General features: G+C 66.2%; 13 protein-coding genes. 5 read left to right on the top strand and 8 right to left on the bottom strand.

Annotated features, from left to right (window positions below; translation table 11 throughout):
- Positions 1-159 precede the first annotated feature (159 nt).
- From ACOOE2_RS18405 to ACOOE2_RS18390, 4 genes are read right to left on the bottom strand one after another with little or no spacing between them, the layout of a single operon-like run.
- Positions 160-3,522, bottom strand: a complete 3,363-nt coding sequence (locus ACOOE2_RS18405) for a glycosyl hydrolase (protein WP_420384432.1) — start codon at positions 3,520-3,522, stop codon at positions 160-162.
- Positions 3,522-4,829 (bottom strand): L-rhamnose catabolism isomerase, encoded by a 1,308-nt coding sequence (gene rhaI, locus ACOOE2_RS18400; protein ID WP_420384431.1) that lies wholly within the window; start codon positions 4,827-4,829, stop codon positions 3,522-3,524. The genes ACOOE2_RS18405 and rhaI overlap by 1 nt, the downstream gene beginning before the upstream one ends.
- Positions 4,826-5,767 carry an alpha/beta hydrolase gene (locus ACOOE2_RS18395; protein WP_420384430.1) on the bottom strand — a complete coding sequence of 314 codons (942 nt, stop codon included), beginning with the start codon at positions 5,765-5,767 and terminating at the stop codon, positions 4,826-4,828. Before ACOOE2_RS18395 ends, rhaI begins: the two co-directional genes overlap by 4 nt.
- A gap of 22 nt (positions 5,768-5,789) precedes the next feature.
- Entirely contained in the window at positions 5,790-7,910 is a 2,121-nt protein-coding gene (locus ACOOE2_RS18390) for a bifunctional rhamnulose-1-phosphate aldolase/short-chain dehydrogenase (RefSeq protein ID WP_420384429.1), read from the bottom strand.
- A 266-nt stretch (positions 7,911-8,176) separates the two neighbouring features.
- Here ACOOE2_RS18390 and ACOOE2_RS18385 point away from each other — a divergent pair, with 266 nt between their 5' ends.
- The 4 genes from ACOOE2_RS18385 to ACOOE2_RS18370 all read left to right on the top strand — a co-directional run bounded on the left by ACOOE2_RS18385 (position 8,177) and on the right by ACOOE2_RS18370 (position 12,678).
- Complete coding sequence (locus ACOOE2_RS18385; protein WP_420384428.1) at positions 8,177-9,583, top strand: FGGY-family carbohydrate kinase; 1,407 nt, start codon at positions 8,177-8,179, stop codon at positions 9,581-9,583.
- The gene (gene lldD, locus ACOOE2_RS18380; RefSeq protein ID WP_420384427.1) at positions 9,580-10,731 is read left to right on the top strand and encodes an FMN-dependent L-lactate dehydrogenase LldD; all 1,152 of its coding nucleotides are present in this window, start codon (positions 9,580-9,582) and stop codon (positions 10,729-10,731) included. The genes ACOOE2_RS18385 and lldD overlap by 4 nt, the downstream gene beginning before the upstream one ends.
- Before the next feature lie 38 nt (positions 10,732-10,769).
- Positions 10,770-11,831 (top strand): L-rhamnose/proton symporter RhaT, encoded by a 1,062-nt coding sequence (gene rhaT, locus ACOOE2_RS18375; RefSeq protein ID WP_420384426.1) that lies wholly within the window; start codon positions 10,770-10,772, stop codon positions 11,829-11,831.
- A gap of 61 nt (positions 11,832-11,892) precedes the next feature.
- The gene (locus ACOOE2_RS18370; RefSeq protein ID WP_420384425.1) at positions 11,893-12,678 is read left to right on the top strand and encodes a DeoR/GlpR family DNA-binding transcription regulator; all 786 of its coding nucleotides are present in this window, start codon (positions 11,893-11,895) and stop codon (positions 12,676-12,678) included.
- Positions 12,679-12,850: 172 nt separating this feature from the next.
- Here ACOOE2_RS18370 and ACOOE2_RS18365 read toward each other — a convergent pair whose 3' ends face one another.
- Positions 12,851-14,317, bottom strand: a complete 1,467-nt coding sequence (locus tag ACOOE2_RS18365) for a phosphomannomutase (protein ID WP_420384424.1) — start codon at positions 14,315-14,317, stop codon at positions 12,851-12,853.
- Between the two features lie 239 nt (positions 14,318-14,556).
- On the opposite strand from ACOOE2_RS18365, the gene ACOOE2_RS18360 reads away from it, so the two are divergent.
- Positions 14,557-15,705, top strand: coding sequence for a glycosyltransferase (locus ACOOE2_RS18360; RefSeq protein WP_420384423.1), 1,149 nt, complete (start codon positions 14,557-14,559; stop codon positions 15,703-15,705).
- 11 nt (positions 15,706-15,716) lie between these two features.
- On the opposite strand, the gene ACOOE2_RS18355 is transcribed toward ACOOE2_RS18360, so the two are convergent.
- The 3 genes from ACOOE2_RS18355 to ACOOE2_RS18345 all read right to left on the bottom strand — a co-directional run bounded on the left by ACOOE2_RS18355 (position 15,717) and on the right by ACOOE2_RS18345 (position 18,689).
- Positions 15,717-16,826, bottom strand: a complete 1,110-nt coding sequence (locus ACOOE2_RS18355) for a L,D-transpeptidase family protein (protein ID WP_420384422.1) — start codon at positions 16,824-16,826, stop codon at positions 15,717-15,719.
- 241 nt (positions 16,827-17,067) lie between these two features.
- Entirely contained in the window at positions 17,068-17,601 is a 534-nt protein-coding gene (locus ACOOE2_RS18350) for a cytochrome b (protein WP_420384421.1), read from the bottom strand.
- On the bottom strand, positions 17,598-18,689 hold the full coding sequence (locus ACOOE2_RS18345) for a catalase family peroxidase (protein ID WP_420384420.1): 1,092 nt from the start codon (positions 18,687-18,689) through the stop codon (positions 17,598-17,600). Before ACOOE2_RS18345 ends, ACOOE2_RS18350 begins: the two co-directional genes overlap by 4 nt.
- Positions 18,690-18,701 lie beyond the last annotated feature (12 nt).

Here is an 18,701-nt window from a genome sequence, read left to right as displayed (position 1 = left end):
GTCCTGTTCGGCCCCCCTCCCCTTCAGGGGAGGGGCTGGGGGTGGGGCCTCTCGTCTACGACCCCAGGTAGCATGAGCTCACCGGGCGTTGACGAGTGGGGCACGGCCCCACCCCAACCCCTCCCCTGAAGGGGAGGGGCTAGAGAAAAAGCCATAACCCTATTTCCCCGCCACCTCCAGCGTCACCGGGCCGATCAGGCCGGCAGGGCGCAACGGCGCATCGGCACGATAGGTCGGCAGCGCGGTCCACGCCACTTTGACCGCGCCCGGTTTCGCATCGCCGATCAGCCGGTTGACCCACAGCGTCGCGACGCGCAGGTCGAGCGTGTTGGCCCCGCGATGGACCAGCTCGCTGATGTCGATCCGGTATGGCGGGTGCCACAACGTGCCTGCGACCTGGCCATTCACGCGGACTTCGGCCATTTCGCGCACATCGCCCAGATTGAGCCACAGCGGCTGACCCGGTTGCCATGCCGCAGGCGTGATCAGATCGTGGTGATACGTTGCCACGCCGGCGAAATGGCTGATCCCGCTATCGGCATTGGCGTTCAGCGGGGTGAGGGGCGCCAGTACCGTCGTGGCCGGTGCCCCGCGTCCGGGCTGAAACGCGACCGTCCATGCCCCATCCAGCCCGGCGGCCGTGTGCGGTACGGGCACCTCGACCATGGCCGATACAGCACCCGCCTTGCGGAACACGACATGCACCGCGCCTTCGCCGTCAAGCGCCAGCGGCACGATCGTTTCGCCGCCGACGATGCGATAGCTGACCGGTTCGCTGCGCCCGGTTTCGGCATGCCACAGCTCGGGCACTTTGCCGGTCACGCGGAAATGCGCTTCGGTGGTGATCGCGCCTTGCCCGCGGTTGACCACGAACCAGTCATCGCCCTGCGCCCAGTGGCGATGGACGAAACCGGTATCGGCCGTGCCGACGAAATCGGACGCCACCCCCACCGCCGCCAGTCCGCTTTCGGCATCGGCAGCGACAACGACACGGCCGGCGCCGACTTTGGCATCGGCGCCCACGGCATCGCCCTGCGGCCACAGCCGCGCGACCAGCGCGGCATATTTCGCGCTATCCGCGCCGGCCATGCCGGGATCGCCGATCGGCGGATGCCCGATCACCCGCGCGCCGCCCTCGACCAGCGCCGCAATCCGCGTCAGCGCGATCAGCGACATATGCCGGCTGCTGCCCCCCAGATACAGCGCGCGATACCGCGCCCCGCCCGGCGATACCACCGCATCGCCGTCATTGCCGAGCACATGCAGCAGCGCATCGGCGTTGACGAAGTCATAGCCATGCGTGACCGGCGCATCGGCCACCGGCGCCAGGCCGTACAGCCCGGTCAGCGGCGCCTCCTCGCCAAAGAAATAGCCAAGATCCGCGACGAAATGGCCCTGCTGCAGCATCAGCGCATTGCGCGCCATGTAATCGACCCAGGCGCGCGCCAGCGGTGCCCATGCTTCGTGGCGGTTGAAGAACTGGCCGAAAATCAGCAGCGACAGCCCCGGCTGCTTGTCATCGGTCGGCTGGTGGACGCTGTCGTGGACCACCGGGCGGTTCACGCCATTCAGGAATTCGGTGTCGATCACGTGCTTCAGCGTGCGCGGGCTGTCGGCCCAGTAATTGAGCGCGGACGTCATCGATTCCGCCGCGACCAGATTCTGCCCATAGATATGCGCAACGCTGGCCGCGCCGCGCATATCGGCGATATAGCTGGGATTGGGCGGCGACCCTTGCGGATAGGTCCATAGCGCCGCCATCGGAATATCGGTATGGGACCGCATCGCCATATCGTCGCCGAGCGATGGACGTTTGTCCTCCAGCGCCTCGCCATACAGCTTCAGCCCGTTGGCATGCGCCGCCCTGGCAATCGTGCCGTAATGCGCCGACGCCATCAGGTCGGCGAGCGTCCGCCGCCAGTCGAACAGGAATGCGTCGGTTTCGCTGCGCGATCCGATCAGCACGCCGGTCAGCGCCGGCAGCCACGGCCGCGCATCATACCCGCGCGCCGACTGAAACGCGGCCAGCATGGCAGGCGTCCAGTTCGCCGCGCCGACCTCGATCGAATCGTTGAGCAACGCGGTCACGCCGCGTTTGCCGACGAGCCCGGGCCCGGCCGCATCGCGGATCATGCCCAGGTAATGCGTTATATACCGGTCCACCGCCGGGGCATCGAACTTGTCGACTTCCAGCCCGGTCGCTTCGGCCGGTGCGGGATGGTTGGTCGTGCCGAGCAGCGAATGCCCGAGCCGGATCACGCGCCAGCTCCAACCGGCGAGCAGAGTCGGCGCGGTCCAGTCCAGCCGGCCGTCGGCGCCCAGGTGCACGGTCAGGTCGATCACATCGGCGGGCCTGGCGCCGGTCGCGCCATCCTCGGGATTGGCCAACTTGAAATAGTCCATGCTCAGCGCAAAACCGGCCTTGGTTTCGAAGCGATCGACCGCCGGACTGGCGTCGAGCCGGAATTGCCGCACATCCCACGGGGGCTGTACCCCGTCCGGCGGCCCGCCGAACAGGCCCGGCATGATGATGCCTGGCGCAGGCGCGCCCATGTTGGACATGACGGGCGCATTGGGATGCAGCACCAGCCGGAACTGCCGCGCGGTGACCGGCGCAAAACCGATCGTGGTCGGCACGCCCTCGGCGGGCACATCGGCGACCTTGCGCCAGGTCCGGCCATCATCGCTGGCCTCAAGCACCGGGCTGACCAGCGTGCCGGCGAACATCACGCTGGCATGGGCGATGAATACGTGGGCCGCGCGCACGGTCTGCGGCTGTGGCCACGACAGGACCACGCTGGCCGGATCGCCAGCGGCCGGATGCGCCACCAGCACCGGGCGTTCGAGATCGGCACCGGCCAGGATCGCGGCGTCCAGCGCGACTCCGGCGCCCGATCTTGCCGTCGGCGCGGGCAGCGCCGCCTCGCGCACCGGCACCGCCAGCACGGCGATATCGCCATACAGCTGCGGCGGCGTCGGCGGTTTTTGCCCGGATGCGGCATCGTCGATCCCGGGCTGCATCGTCAGCGACTGGTACGGTCCGGTCACACCCGGCGGCAATGGCAGCGGCGCGGTCGCACGCTGCCCCGGCAACAGCCGCGTCTCGCTCCACACCAGTTTCTTCAGGCCATCGCGCGGCGTCACCCACGGTCCGCCGGTTTCGCTCCAGCCAGGCGACGAGGCGACCGCCAGCTCCATGCCGCGCCGGTCGGCCTCGGTCACGGCAAAATGAAACGCGTCCTTCCAGTCCGGCGTCATGTAGACCAGCCGCTTGTCGACAATCTGCGGCGTCATCAGGTTGACGTCGAACACATGCACCCCGCCGATGCCGACGTCCTGCATCCATGCCAGGTCCTTGGCGATGCCGTCCTTCGTGATATTGCCGTTCATCCAGTGCCACCACACGCGCGGCCGTGCCGATTGCGGCGGATCGCGGAACTGGTCCGCCAGATCGTCGGCGTGTGCGGGGCACGCCCCGGCAATCATGCACGCAGCAAGCGCCGTGCACAGGGCATTGCGCATCAGACGATTCCCGCGCCCAGACCCACCGCCTTGCGCTCTTGCGCCTTGCGCGCGCGGTACCGGCTGTCGCGATAGACGATGATCGGGTCGATCGCGCCGCCCGCCTCGACTCGCGCCATCGCCAGGATCGGCGCGACATCGATCGTATAGGCGCGGCGCAGCGCCTGAAACGCCATCATCGTGTCGTTGTCCGCCTGCGCACCGTGGAGCGCGGTGCGATCGACGATGCTCGCCTTGGCATAGCACTGCGCGATCGCTTCGGCGCTCGACAGCATCGATTCGATCGGGTCGGTCACATTGTGCGACTGGTCGATCATGTAGCTGGGGCGGAAACCATCCCGGGGGTAATCCTCGGCCTCGGCCAGTTCGTTGAACACCAGGAACAGCTGGTGCGGGTTGATGCTGCCCGAATCGAGATCGTCATCACCGTATTTGCTGTCGTTGAAATGAAACCCGCCCAATTTGCCGAAGCGGTGCAGCCGCGCGACGATCTGTTCGATATTCACATTGGGCGCATGATGGCCCAGATCGACCAGGCATTTCGCCTTTGGCCCCAGTTCCTGCGCCGCCAGGATCGACGATCCCCAGTCCGAAATGACGGTCGAATAAAACGCCGGCTCGAACATCTTGTGTTCCAGCAGCATCCGCCAGTCATCGGGCAGCGCAGCATAGATCTGCGCCGCGCCATCCAGATAGCGGTCGAGACTGCGCGCAAAATCCTGCTGCCCCGGGAAATTGGTGCCATCGCCGACCCATACGGTCAGGTCGGTCGAACCCAGCTGCCGCCCGATCTCGATGCATTCGATATTGTGATCGACGGCCTGCTGGCGCGTCGCGGCATCCTGCGCCGACAGCGAGCCATTGGCATACGTGTGGGCCTGGCCAACCTGATCCTGAAACGTGTTGGAATTCACTGCGTCAAAGCCCAGGTTCAACGCGGCAGCCTCTTCGCGCAATGCCGCGTAATCGCTGACCTTGTCCCACGGGAAATGCGGCGACACGCGCGGCGTGCTGCGCCCCAGCTGGTTGATGACGGCGCAATCTTCCAGTTTTTCATGAATGTTGGTCGGCTCGCCCGGGATCGGGAACTTGGCAAAGCGCGTGCCCCCGCGCCCCGCGCCCCAACTCGGCACGGCAACGCCAAACGCGGCGACGCGCGCCTTGACCATGTCGATATCGAGCCCCGCGCGCGCCAGTTTGCGCCCCAAAGCGCCGTATTCGTCGGTCAGCGCGGCCATTCCGGCGTGGTTATGCTCGGCGATCAGGTCAGCAGAAATCGGCAAATTGGCAGAAATCGGGCGTGTCATGGCGCAACCTTTTTGGTCAGAAAGCCCTGCATCGATAGCCAGGCGACAAATTCATCGAGCATCATCGTCGTGGTGGTGCCGGGCACGCCCAGGCCAAAACCGTGGCTGCCCTTTTGATAGCCATGGATTTCGACCGGGCGTTTTGCCGCCAGCCAGCCTTGCGCAATCTGAAAACCACGGCTGGGAAACAGCGGATCGTCCAGCGCAATCGCATCGAACATCGGCGGCGCATCATCGCGTACCGCGATGCGCGCCTGCGGGCCGTAGATATAGCCGAAAAACGCCGGCACTTCGCCCGGCTTTGCGGCAATGACCGTGGCCAGCGACGTCATCGCACCTGCAGAAAATCCGATCATGCCGACGCGCGCGGGATCGACACCCCATTTGGCCGCATTGGCGCGCACCATGCGCAGCGCCGCCAGGCCATCCTCGGTCGCTGCCGGGTCGGTCAGCGTCGGCATCTGGTCGGGGTCGCGCAGCCCGGCCGACATTTTCTGCCAGATAAATGCGCCAGACGCCTTTTCGTCGGGCGGCGTCGGCAACAGGCGGTATTTCAGCACGAACGCGGCAATGCCCCGATCGGCCAGTGCATGCGCGACCTGCCAGCCTTCATGGCTCATCGACAGGCCCATGAATGCGCCGCCCGGAGCCACGATGACCGCTGCGCCGGTGGCCTTGGCCGGATCGGGCAGGACCGGCGTCAGCGTGGGCCGGGTGACATTGCGAACATTGTAATCGCGCCCGAAATACAACGACCAGTTTTCGCCTGCCGCGCGGCCCGGAGTCTTGTCGCCATACAACGGCAGGGCGCCAGGTTCAGCAGGGGCGGGTGCCGCCACGGGCACGGGCATGTCCGCAGGTTGCGCAAGAAGCGCGTGCGGTGCACACGCCGCAGATACAATCGCCACTACGGTGGCAATACGGTGATGATTTTTCATCTTATTTATCCTCTCCCAAAACTCAGCGTGTGAACGCCTGGACATTCCCGGCGTCGACATTGATCATGTTGCCGGTCGATTTTGCCGACGCATCCGATCCCAGGAAATACGTCGCCTCGGCAATGTCTTCGGGCAGGACATCGCGCTTGAGCATCGACCTGTTGCGGTAATGCGCTTCCAGTTCGGCGCCGGGATCAATGCCGTGTGTGCCTGCGCGTTCCTTGCGCCAGTCGCCGTCCCAGATGCGGCTGCCCCGGATGACCGCGTCGGGGTTGACCACATTGACGCGGATGCCATGCGGTGCGCCTTCCAGTGCCAGGCAGCGCGCCAGATGGTTGGCCGCGGCCTTTGCACTGGCATAAGCCGAAGCGCCGGCTGCCGCAGCAACGCCGTTTTTCGACCCGATGAACACCACGCTGGTGCCGCCCTGATCCTGCATGCGTTTCAACAGCGGCCAGGCGCCGCGTGCGGTCAGAAAGTAACCTTCGGCCAGCACATCGTAATTCTTGCGCCACAGCGCCACCGTCGTCTCCTCGATCGGCGCGGACGACGCGATGCCGGCATTGGCGACCAGCACGTCGAGCCCGCCGAATTCGCGCGCCGCGATTGCAAACGCGTCGGCGACCTGGTCCTCGCTGGTCACATCGCACACCGCGGCGCGCACCACATCCTTGCCATATTGCCCGGCGAACCCGGCGCGCACCTGTTCCAGCACAGCCCCATCGCGATCGGCCAGCACGACGCACGCGCCCTCTTTCAGAAACCGCGCCGCCGTTGCCGCGCCGATTCCGCCGGCGCCGCCTGTCACCAGCACGATCCGCCCGACTTGCGGTTTGGGCGCGGGCATGCGCTGCAACTTGGCTTCTTCCAGCAGCCAGTATTCGATGTCGAACGCTTCCTGTTCGTCGAGCGCGATGTAATCGCCGATCGCCTCTGCGCCGCGCATCACGTTGATCGCATTGCCATAGAATTCACCAGCGAGCCGGGCAGTGGTCTTGTCGGTGGCAAAGGTTATCCGGCCGAGCCCGGGCACCAGCACGACGACCGGATTGGCATCGCGCATCACCGGGCTGTTCGGGCGTTTGCAGCGCTCGTAATAGGCCGCATACATCGCGCGGTAGGCGGTGATTTTCTCCGCAAGATAGGCATCGTCGGTCAGTCGCGCGGGATCGAGCGTCAGCGGAGCGATCTTGGTACGCAGAAAATGATCCGGACATGACGTGCCCAGATCCGCCAGCCGTTGGAACTGCGCGGAGCCTGTAAATTCCAGCGCTTCGGCATCGTCGGACCAGTGGCCCAGTTTCCGGCGCGCGCCGGTCATCAGCCCGCGCAGGCGTGGCATCAGATCGGCAACGATCGCGGCGCGATCCGGATCGGGCGCAACCACTTGTCCGCCGAATGCCGGCTTTTCGCCCAGCTTCGCGTTGAGAAACCGCGCCGCGTCGGCAATCAGATCGACCGTGTGCTCGTAACAGGCGTGCGCGGTGTCGGCCCAGCAGATGATCCCGTGGCCGGCCAGCATCACGCCCTCGATCCCCGGATGCGCCGCCACATAATCGCGCAGCATCACGCCCAGCGTATAGCCGGGCCGCTTCCACCCCAGCCAGCCGATCCGGCCGCCCCAGATGGCCTGCGTCGCGGCTTCGCCGCCCGACGAGGCCGCCAGCGCGATGATCGCATCGGGATGGACATGATCGACGTGGCGGAACGGCAGCAGCGCATGCAGCGGCGTATCGATGCTGGCGGCACGGCCGTTGAGCGCAAACGTGCAATGCGGCAGATAGCCGACCATCTTGTCGTCATCGTCGGGCCCGGCATAATGCGTCTCGAGCGCGAGCAGTTTCGCCTGATACAGCGTCGAAAACCCGTCGAGCTTCATCGATCCGATGTCTCCGCCCGATCCCTTGACCCACAGCACATCGACGGTTTCGCCGGTCAGCGGGTCGATCCCGGTCAATTTGGCCGAGGTATTGCCCCCGCCGAAATTGGTGACGGTCAGGTCCGAGCCGAGCAGGTTCGACCGGTACAGCAACAGCGCTTCGGGGCTGAGCGTGGCGGCCTGCGCCGCGTCCCACCGGCTGACCGGCACGGCAAACGGAATCGCTGTCGTGCCTTCAAGCGCGGGGTGTTCGAGCGTGGTCATAAGTCTCTCCGGCAAGGATAGGATTTGTGGCCGTTTAACAAAACCGCTTTGCAATGGCAATCGGAGTCGATACTATTCAGTCATAAACAATCAATTTCGCACATGCAGCATGTGCGGTGGAGAGCAAAACTGACCTCGCAATCTGTCTTGCCCCCCTCCCCTTCAGGGGAGGGGCTGGGGGTGGGGCCCCTCGGCTACAATCCACGCAAGCCTTGGCAAGTGGAGATAGGCCCCACCCCAACCCCTCCCCTGAAGGGGAGGGGCTAATGGTGCGCGCAGACGAAATCGTCGTTGTCGATGTGGGCAAGACGCTGGCGAAAGTGTCGCTGTGGTCGGCCGATGGCCATTGCCTCGATCGTCATTCGCGGGCCAATACGCGTGTGGCATCCGGCGGCATTGCGCGGCTCGATGCAACCGGCATCGCCGGCTGGCTCGAACAGACGCTGGCCCGGTGGCACGACCGCCCGATCGCCGCGATCGTGCCGGTCGGCCACGGCGCAGCCGCAGCGGCGATTGTCGATGACACACTGGCATTCGCGCCTTTCGATTATGAAGCCGCGCTGCCCGAAGATCTGCTGGCGCAATACCGCGCGCTGCGTTCGCCCTTTGCGCAGACCGGGTCGCCCGCGTTGCCGCAAGGGCTCAACCTTGGTGCACATCTGTTCTGGATGGACCGCGTCCATCCCGATGCGATGGCGCGCGCAACGCTGGTCCCGTGGGCGCAATACTGGGCGTGGTGGCTGTCGGGCGTTGCGGTCAGCGAAGTGACGAGCCTGGGCTGCCACACCGACCTGTGGAATCCGGTACAGGCCGGATTTTCCGATCTGGCCGTTGCGCAGGGCTGGGCCGGCCGCTTTGCCCCGGTGGTTCCAGCGGCGCAGCCCATCGGTACGCTGCGCCCCGATCTTGCCGCGCGCACCGGTCTGTCGCCAGACATCCGCGTGCTGGCGGGCCTGCACGATTCCAACGCCGCGCTCCACGCCGCGCGCGGCTTTGCCGAAATCGGCGCAACCGGCGCGACCGTCTTGTCCACGGGCACCTGGTTCATCGCCATGCGCACAGGCCCCGGCCCGGCGCACTTGCCCGAAGCGCGCGACTGCCTCGTCAATGTCGATTGCTTCGGCCAGCCGGTACCCTCGGCGCGGTTCATGGGCGGGCGCGAGATCGAAAGCCTGATCGAGATCGACACACGGCGCGTCGATATCCGCCCCGATCAGCCCCACCTGATCGCTGCCGTGCCGCGTGTGCTGGCATCGGGCGCGATGCATCTGCCGACGCTGGCACCGGGCTGCGGCCCGTTTCCCGATCACGCGGGCCGCTGGGTCAATCCGCCCGAAGACTGGTACGAACGCCGAGCGGCGGCCTGCCTGTATGCCGCACTGGTTGCCGATGTCGCCCTGGGTCTGGTGGGCGCGGGCCAGACATTGCTGGTCGAGGGCCGCTTTGCCCATGCGCAGGTGTTCGTGCGCGCGATCGCCAGCCTGCGCCCCGATCTGGCGGTGCATGTCGCGCATGCCGATACCGACGTGTCGTTCGGCGCCCTGCGGCTGGTCGATCCCGCGCTCGCGCCGCCTGGCGGGCTGGTCCGGGTGTTGCCGCTTGACGACGATCTGGAACGCTACAGGATAGCGTGGACTGCCGCGGTGACGGCAGCCCAGGAGAGCGCCGCATGATCATCGCCTCGATCCCCGATTTTCGCGAAGCGGCGCGCCGGCGCCTGCCGCATTTCCTGTTCGAATACATCGACGGCGGCAGCTATGCCGAAGTCACGCTGCGCCGCAATATCGCCGACCTTGAAGCGATCGCGCTGCGCCAGCGGGTGCTGCGCGACATTTCGCAGATCGACACCTCGACCGAACTGTTCGGCGCGAAGCAGGCGCTGCCGGTCATACTGGCGCCGGTCGGCCTGGCAGGCCTTGCCGCACGGCGCGGCGAAGTGCAGGCGGTGCGCGCGGCCAATGCCGCCGGCGTGCCGTTCACGCTGTCGACCGTTTCGGTCTGCCCGATCGCCGAAGTCGCCGCCGCGTCTGAGCGGCCGTTCTGGTTTCAGCTCTACATGATCCGCGACCGGGCGTTCATGCGCGATCTGCTGGCGCAGGCGCGCAGCGCAGGATGCAGCGCGCTGGTGTTCACGGTCGATCTGCCGCTGCCGGGCAGCCGCTACCGCGATGTCCGCTCCGGCTTGTCGGGCGCGCCGGGTTTTGCCGGCGACATGCGCCGCCTGGGCCAGGCGCTGATGCGCCCCGACTGGGCGTGGGACGTCGGGCTGCAGGGCCGGCCGCACCATCTGGGCAATGTCGCACCTGTCCTGAAAGGCAAGACCGGGCTCAGCGATTTCCTGGCCTGGATGGGGCGCAATTTCGATCCGTCGATCACCTGGGCGGATCTGGGGTGGATCCGCTCGGAATGGGACGGACCGCTGATCGTCAAGGGTATCCTCGATCCCGACGACGCGCGCCAGGCCGCCGATCACGGCGCCGACGGCATCGTCGTGTCGAACCACGGCGGCCGGCAGCTGGATGGCGTGTTGTCGGCAGCGCGTGCCTTGCCGCCGATCGCAGATCTGGTGGGCGACCGGTTGACCGTCCTGGCCGATGGCGGCGTGCGCTCGGGGCTCGATGTCGCGCGGATGCTGGCGCTGGGCGCGCGCGGGGTGATGCTCGGCCGTGCCTGGGCTTACGCGCTGGGCGCCGGCGGCGAGGCGGGTGTGACCAGGATGCTCGCGCTGATTGCGGCCGAACTGCGTGTCGCGATGGCGCTCGGCGGGGTGACGCGGATCGATGAAATAGACCGTTCGGCACTCGCCATTCCAGCAAGCTGACGGGCCAGAATGATAAAGTTGGGCAAAGAGGACACGACATGACACCCAATCCGGCACTGGGCGTGCTGTTTCACTGGATCGGCGGGGGATCGTCGGCCAGTTTCTATGTGCCATACAAACGCATCCGGTTGTGGTCGTGGGAAGTGTTCTGGCTTGCGGGCGGGCTGTTCAGCTGGCTGATCGCGCCATGGCTGATGGCCGGGTTGCGCACGCCCGACTTGCTGGGCGTGCTGGCCGCGACGCCGCACGCGACACTGGTGTGGTGCTGGTTCTGGGGCGCGATGTGGGGCTTTGGCGGCCTGACGTTCGGCCTGACGATGCGCTATCTCGGGCTGTCGCTGGGCATGGCGGTCGCGTTGGCGCTGACGACGGTCATCGGCACGCTGGGGCCGCCGATCTTTCACGGCACGATCGGCGACATTGCGTCGAAAACCAGCGGACAGCTGACTCTGGCCGGGATCGCGATCACGCTGATCGGCATCATCGTGGTTGCGCGCGCCGGGCAGGCAAAGGCGCGCGAGATTGGCGATGGCGAGAGTGAGAACGGCGAATTCAATGTCACGCGCGGCCTGCTGATCGCGGTGTTTTCGGGTGTGATGTCGGGCTGTTTCGCCTGGGGGCTCGATGCCGGGCAACCAATCCGCGATCTCGCGCTGCGCGCCGGGACCGATCCGCTGTCGCAGGGGCTGCCGGTGCTGTGCGTGGTGCTGGCCGGCGGATTGACCACCAATGCGCTGTGGTGCGCCGCGCTCATCGCGCGCAACCGCAGCCTGCCGCAATTTTTCGGCGGCACCAACGATCCCGCCGTGCCCCGCGCGCCGCTGCTGCGCAACTGGCTGCTGTCCGCGCTGGGCGGCACGCTGTGGTACGGCCAGTTCTTTTTCTACACGATGGGCGAAAGCCAGATGGGCCGCTTCGGCTTTTCCAGCTGGACGCTGCACATGGCCAGCATCATCCTGTTTTCGACGCTATGGGGTTTTGCGCTGGGCGAATGGTCGCGCGCCAGCCGGCGCACGCGGCGCCAGGTGTGGGCGGGTATCGGACTGCTGATGGCGGCGACCGTCGTGATCGGCGGGGGCAACATGCTGGCGCAAACATAGATTGTTGCTGGCGCAGCCAGGTATGATTGCTTTTGCGCGTTTGTGACCTCATAGCTTGATCATGCACGCAACCGAACGCGAACGACTGATCCTGGCAACACTCGCGCCCACCGGCTTCGTGACCTATCGCGATCTGGAGGCGCGGCTGGCCGCCTCGCCCGCGACGATCCGGCGTGACCTCGCCAAGCTGGAAAGCGACGGCCGGATCGTGCGCGTCCACGGCGGGGCGCGGCTGGTCGGTGACGAGGCCGAGCCGCGCCCAGGCGGCCAAAACCTGGCGGGCACGCCGTTCGATCTGGCGATTACGCGCAACCTCCTGGCCAAACAGGCGATCGGTCGCGCCGCCGCTGCGCTGTGCGAACCGGGCGCAGCGGTGATGATCGATGGTGGCACGACGACCTTCCAGATGTGCCCCTATCTCGCCGGGCTCGACCTGCAGGTGCTGACCAATTCGCTGCATATCGTCGACGCGCTGCTGCCGCAGCCGGGCACGCGGATCCTGGTGCCGTCGGGCACGGTGTTTCGCGAACAGAACATCATCCTGGCGCCGGCCGGCGAAGATTCGATGCCGCGCTTTCACGCCCCGCGCCTGTTCATGGGCGCCGCAGCCGTAGGCGCGCGCGGGGTGATGCAGCAGGACGTGATCCTGGTCGCTGCCGAACGCCGGCTGCTGGCGCGCGCCGACGAGGTGATCCTGCTGGTCGATTCGTCGAAATTCGTCTCGTCATCAGGCGCGATCGTGTGCGGCCTCGATGAAGTGGACACGCTGATCACCGACGCAGGCATAACCGACACCGACGCGGCGATGGTGCGGGACGCGGGCGTGAAACTGGTAATCGCGCAATAAAATCCTCCCCGGAGCGGGGAGGGGGACCACGCGAAGCCGTGGTGGAGGGGCGGTGCCCCAAGGGGGGCCTCTCATCGACGCGCCGCTCTACAGTGACCAATCGCGCGGTATCACCATGAGGCACCGCCCCTCCACCGCTGCTGCGCGGTCCCCCTCCCCGAAACGGGGAGGATTATAGCCCCATCAACGCTTTCACGGCCTTCACCGCGTCGGCGTTCAGCCCAACCGCCTCCGCCTCGCTCGATCCTTCGGTATAGCAGCGCAATTCCGGCGCATTGCCCGATCCGCGCAGATGGATCACGCCGCCGCCGGCAAAATGCGTGCGCACGCCATCGGTCTGATCGATCGACTGGGCGTCGCCCGCAAACGCGCCAAACAACCCGGTCTGAAACGCCGTTCCGCCTTCGGCCAATTGGCCGAACAGCCGCTTGCTCGCCTCTGGCGGAAACGGCACGATCCGGTCCGAATACGTAAACCGCTGCGGCAAATCCGCCAATTGCGCCGAAACGCTCGGCGCCTTTGACGCCAGCACTTCCAGCATCGGCAACACCGCATCGCGCGTCGGCAACGCGACGGTCGTGCCGCCATGCCCGGTAATGTCGCTGCCCAGCAGGAACCCGCCATTGGCCTCATACCCGACGACGCAGGCAGACCCTGCGGCCAATTCGTCTCCCATTGCGGCGATCACATAAGGCGATCCGATCCGCGTGCGGAGCACTTTGCCGAACCGGCCCGACAGTTCGACCGCGGTGTTGCTGCTGACCGGTGTCGCCACGCTGGTCGCGCCGACTGCGCTGGCGCACAGGATGCCGAGCACATCGCCGCGCAGCCAGTTGCCGGCTTCATCCGCAATCAACGGCCGGTCGCTGTCGCCATCGGTCGATACGATCGCATCGAACCCATGCTCCGCCGCCCATCCGCGTGCCAGCGCCACGTCTTCGGGCCGGATCGCTTCGGTATCGACCGGCACGAACACTTCGGACCGGCCCAGCAGGGTCACTTCGGCGCCCAGCGCGATCAGGAGTCGCGCCAGAACATCGCGGCCGACCGCCGAATGCTGATAGACCCCGACGCGTTTGCCCGACAGCGCGCCGGCACCGAAATGGTCGATATAGCGCTGCACATAGGGATTTTCCGCGTCGCTGACATCGGGCAACGGCTCGGGCACCACCAGCATGCCCTGATCATCGAACTTGCCGCCGGCCAGGTCGACAACCTGGCGGCTCATGCCGGCTTCGTCTTCCTTCAGCACTTCGCCTGCGCTGCGATAGAACTTGATGCCGTTGCGATCGGCCGGGATATGACTGCCCGTGACCATCAGCGACGGCATCCCGCGCGAAAACGCATAAAGCGCCATCGCCGGCGTCGGCACATAGCCGCAAAATACCGGCTCCCCTCCCATATCGCGCACCGCTCGCGCGCAGGCAGCCAGGATGCGCGGGGAACTGGGGCGCAGATCGCCCGCTAGCGCCACCTTTCCTCCGCGCGCAAATTCGCCCTGTTCGGCCATGAAGCCCAGGAACCCGGCGGTATAACCATAGCACACCCGGTCGGTCATCGCCGACACCAGCCCGCGCGCACCGCTCGTGCCAAAGGCCACGCCGCACTCGGCCATCAGGTCTTTTACGGTCAAAGTCATCACGCGCCTTTCGGTCAAAATCAGCGTGGGATATGACCACCCCACTCCGCGAATGCCAGAGCGGATTGCCGCATGTGCGAAAATTACAGCCGTTTCGGTGCAACCGCGCGCGCCGCAAGTCCGCCATATATGCGCCGACGCGCCGGCCGCCCGGTCGGAAGCGGACGTGCTTGCGATAGGGTGTCGCAGCGTGGCCCGTCATGGTCGTTCCTGGCGATCCCCGCCGGCAAAGGCACGACATGCGCAAATCCGCGCCGAAAGTGGCAATCATCCATTATTGGCTGGTGGGGATGCGCGGCGGCGAGCGCGTGCTCGAACGGCTGTTGCACCTCTATCCGGGCGCCGACATCTTTACCCATGTCGTGCGGCCCGAAGCGATGTCCGACACGATCCGCGCGCATCGCATCCACACGTCGTTCATTGCCAGGCTGCCCGGCGCAGGGCGGTTCTACCAGCATTACCTGCCGCTGATGCCGATGGCGCTGGAGGCGCTGGACTTGCGCGGATACGACTTGGTGATCAGCAGCGAGGCCGGCCCCGCCAAAGGCGTGATCACCCCGCCCGATGCGTTCCACTTGTGTTACTGCCATTCGCCGATGCGCTATCTGTGGGACCATTTCCACGACTATCGCGATCGCGCCGGCTGGCTGACCAAACGCGTGATGCCCCCCGTGTTTCACCGCATGCGCCAGTGGGATGCGATCTCGGCGCAACGGCCCGATCGCGTGCTCGCCAACAGCGCGTTCATCGCGCGGCGCATCCGCAAATCGTGGGGCCGTGAGGCGCATGTCGTCCACCCGCCGATCGATGTGAACCGGTTCCATGTCTCCGACCAGGTGGGCGCGCAGTACTTGTGGGTCGGACAGATGACGCCGTACAAGCGTGCCGACCTGGTCGCCGATGCCTTTGCCCGGCTCGGCCTGCCGCTGCTGATGGTTGGCACCGGCGAAATGGCCGCCGATGTCGCGCGCCGTGCGACGCCCAATATCACGATCGTTCCCCGGCTCGATTTCGCGCAATTGACCGCGGCTTATGCGCAATGCCGCGCGCTGGTGTTCCCCGCCGAAGAGGATTTCGGGATGATCCCGGTCGAGGCCAATGCCTCTGGCCGTCCGGTCATCGCCTATGGCGGGGGCGGGGCGCGCGAGACGATTGTCGAAGGGGAGACCGGGCTGTTTTTCCGCGAGCAATCGGTCGAGGCACTGGTCGATGCCGTCGAACGCTGCGAGACGTGGCTTGGCGATTTCTCACCTGCTGCAGCCCTCGCCAACGCGCGCAGGTTTGCGCCCGAGGTGTTCGATGCCGGCATCCGCGCTGCAGTGGCGCATGGGCTGGGCACCGACGAGGATTGGCAGGACGCCAGCGGCCCGATCCGCCGGATCGGGTAAGGCGGCGTATCTCAGCCCTTGGGCTTGCCGCGCTGCCCGACGAACTGCACGGTCACCCCCGGTTGCACCCCGGCGGCCAGGGCAACCGCATCCCAATTGGTCAGGCGCACGCAGCCATGGCTCGCAGTCTTGCCGATGTTGTCGGGATCGGGCGTGCCATGGATGCCATAGCTCGGCGCGTTCAGATCAATCCACACCATGCCGACCGGGTTGTTGGGGCCGGGTTTCACGACCAGCTTGCCGGCCGATCGCGGGCCCCATTTCAGCTTCGACGGATCATACGTGTAATCGGGATTGCGCGCGACTCCGACCACCTTGTGCGTGCCGCTGGGTGAGGGGCGTTCGGTCGAGCCGACCGTGGCGGGATAAAATGCGATCAGCTTGTCCGCATGATCGAATGCACGAACCGACGCATCGGACTTCGCCACTTCGACGCGCGCGACATCACCCTTGGCAAACCCGGGGGGCGCATCATCGACCACCGCAATCGTCTGGTTGGCCACGGAAAAATTGATGCCGGGATTCAGCGCTGTCATCAGCGCCTGGCTCATGTGGAACCGCTCGGACAGCGCTTCCAGCGGGGAATTGAACTGCGGGCCATTGGGCAGCGCGGCCAGCTTGACGAAATCCTCACCGACATCGGGCCCGAACGGACCTGCCACATCGGCCGCGGTCATCATATACGCACGCGCCGGCGCGTTTTTCGCCAGCGGATCGGCCAGCAGGGCGCTCCATGTGGCGGGATCGACTTCACCGGTGACCGGCAGGCCGCGCGCTGTCTGGTAAGCGGACACTGCGTGCTTGAAATTGCTGCCGAGTTGCCCATCGACCACACCGGGCGAAAACCGTGCGCGCGCCAGCAGCACTTCGGCACGAATGACAAAGGGATCGGGCGGCGCGTTTTTGGGCGCGGCGGCAGGCTTGGGCGCAGCCGCAGGCTTTGGCGCGGCCAAATTGGGCACCGCCTGGTTGATCCGCGTGATTTCAGCGGTCAACGCAGCGGAAACCGGCGGTGTGGCCGGCGCGGCATGGCTCGGTGCGTCGGTCGGCGCGGATGTCGTAACGACGTTGCATGCCGCCACACCAATGACGAACGGCACCACAAGAAATGTACGTTGCATGATCACCCACCCTGTCCGCCTATCAACCGGCGCGGGCGCGCTTTGTTCCATTGAACGGAGCTGTCATCTATGGAATGCGGCGGTCAAAACCCATCGCCGGGGTGTCCTTGAAAAGCTCAGCGTCCTGTTTGCCACGTATCGCTCCTGATGCCGGTCATCGAAAGTCGGCCATCGCCATCAAATCCACGTGCATTGCAAGCAGGAACCGGAATGGCCGGCCATCGTGCAACCCCGCCAGCCGTTACCGCCGTTTCAGCGAGGCCATGCTGTCCAGGACGCCATCGCGGCGCACCAGCCCATGAAACAGCGCTGCGCCCAGATGCGCCAGGATCAGCGCAAAGAACAGATACCCGATCACGCCGTGCGCCCGGCGCAGCCAGCCGAACACCAGCGCATTGTGCGGCAGGATCGGCGGCAGGACGAAGCCGGGCGCCATCTGCACCGGGCTGCCCGCGGCCGACAGCATCGCCCACCCGATCAGCGGCATCGCGATCATCGAAGCATAGAGCAGGTAATGCGATCCCTTGGCGGCCAGCACCTGCGCCGCAGGCAGATCTGCGGGCAGCGCCGGCGGACGGTGAGTAAGGCGCACGACAACGCGGATCACGGCCAGCACAACGATGGCGATGCCCAGCGGCCGATGCCATGCCAGCAGCAGCGGATACGCCGGGCCAGCGGTCGAAATCATGCCGACACCGATGAACAGCATGGCGATGATCAACACCGCCATCAACCAGTGCAGCACGCGCGCAGGGAATGCGAAACGGGCGTTCATTTCGCGGCTCCTTGATGGATCGAGAGCGGATCAGCAGGCGCGCCTTCTCTGGCGCGGCGGCGAAAGCTGGCCGAATAGGCGGCAGATCGCCCGGCCAGCAACGGATCGTCCGATGCGGCAACGCCGGGCGGCAGGATCAGCGGATCGAACACCAGGTCGCGGCAATTGCCTGTCGTTTCGGTCGCCGCATTGTCCAGTGTCAGTGTGCCGACATCGATCTTGCGGTGGCTGGGCCCCCACGCGATCGTGCCATTGTCGGTGCGGTCGCCCGGATTGGCCGGCACGATCATCAGGTGCCAGCGCACCGGCCCCTTGCGCGATCGCACGATATATTCGTCGAACAGCGCATCGTTGGGCATCTGGTCGAGCTTGCTCTTGTCCAGTTCGCCAAAGGCATCTTCCGGCTCGAACTGCCAGCGCACCGCCTGTGTCACGCCCGCCGCGCTGGTAAACCGGAATGCGTCGATGCTGTAATAGGTACCGTTGGCAAAACTCGACGGGAGCGGCGCCGCCTTCATCATCGCCATGAACCGCGCGGTTTCCGGATGCGCCGCCAGGAAAGCCGCCATCCGCACAGGATCGGGCTTGCCGGTCGCGGCAACGGGCGTGCTGGCGACCATCAGTGCCTGAAAATCGGCGGGCGTCGCCACGATGAACGTCGGCACATGATCGAGCGCCATGCGCCATTCCACGCCGCCGGGCAGCGCAAAGCGCAGGCCCAGCGCATGGAACACATTGCGGCCATCGGACGCGCCGGGATTGGGCCCGGCGAGCGAAAACCGCCCGGTGACCGCGTATGTGCCCGCCACAAACAGCGGCGCGCGCGACAGCGCCACGCCCGCGCCATTGGCGACAAACGCGCCCGATACGCACAGGCCCTTGGCATGGGCGCGGCGCGTGCCGGCAAAGACCTTGCCGGTGTTCGCCTCGATCGCATCGGCAATGCTGCCCCCGCTGACCCGCGCCGGTGTCAGCCAGCCGCCGGCCCAGGCGAACAGCCCCGCGATCACCGCGAGAACCGCGCCGATCAGCGCCAGGCGCGGCAGGACGGCGTGCAGATCCTTGGGCGGCATCGAGCGGTTCTCCATCGGCCAGGCTGG

The organism is Novosphingobium sp. (assembly GCF_965214355.1).
GTDB lineage: Bacteria > Pseudomonadota > Alphaproteobacteria > Sphingomonadales > Sphingomonadaceae > Novosphingobium.
The sequence above is the reverse complement of the archived record's forward strand: the minus strand, read 5'-3'. Positions and strand labels throughout refer to the sequence as shown.

Coding starts and splice junctions, on each gene's coding strand:
- ACOOE2_RS18405 (WP_420384432.1), bottom strand. CDS start 3,522: ATGCGCAATGCCCTGTGCACGGCGCTTGCTGCGTGCATGATTGCCGGG.
- rhaI (WP_420384431.1), bottom strand. CDS start 4,829: ATGACACGCCCGATTTCTGCCAATTTGCCGATTTCTGCTGACCTGATC.
- ACOOE2_RS18395 (WP_420384430.1), bottom strand. CDS start 5,767: ATGAAAAATCATCACCGTATTGCCACCGTAGTGGCGATTGTATCTGCG.
- ACOOE2_RS18390 (WP_420384429.1), bottom strand. CDS start 7,910: ATGACCACGCTCGAACACCCCGCGCTTGAAGGCACGACAGCGATTCCG.
- ACOOE2_RS18385 (WP_420384428.1), top strand. CDS start 8,177: ATGGTGCGCGCAGACGAAATCGTCGTTGTCGATGTGGGCAAGACGCTG.
- lldD (WP_420384427.1), top strand. CDS start 9,580: ATGATCATCGCCTCGATCCCCGATTTTCGCGAAGCGGCGCGCCGGCGC.
- rhaT (WP_420384426.1), top strand. CDS start 10,770: ATGACACCCAATCCGGCACTGGGCGTGCTGTTTCACTGGATCGGCGGG.
- ACOOE2_RS18370 (WP_420384425.1), top strand. CDS start 11,893: ATGCACGCAACCGAACGCGAACGACTGATCCTGGCAACACTCGCGCCC.
- ACOOE2_RS18365 (WP_420384424.1), bottom strand. CDS start 14,317: ATGACTTTGACCGTAAAAGACCTGATGGCCGAGTGCGGCGTGGCCTTT.
- ACOOE2_RS18360 (WP_420384423.1), top strand. CDS start 14,557: ATGCGCAAATCCGCGCCGAAAGTGGCAATCATCCATTATTGGCTGGTG.
- ACOOE2_RS18355 (WP_420384422.1), bottom strand. CDS start 16,826: ATGCAACGTACATTTCTTGTGGTGCCGTTCGTCATTGGTGTGGCGGCA.
- ACOOE2_RS18350 (WP_420384421.1), bottom strand. CDS start 17,601: ATGAACGCCCGTTTCGCATTCCCTGCGCGCGTGCTGCACTGGTTGATG.
- ACOOE2_RS18345 (WP_420384420.1), bottom strand. CDS start 18,689: ATGGAGAACCGCTCGATGCCGCCCAAGGATCTGCACGCCGTCCTGCCG.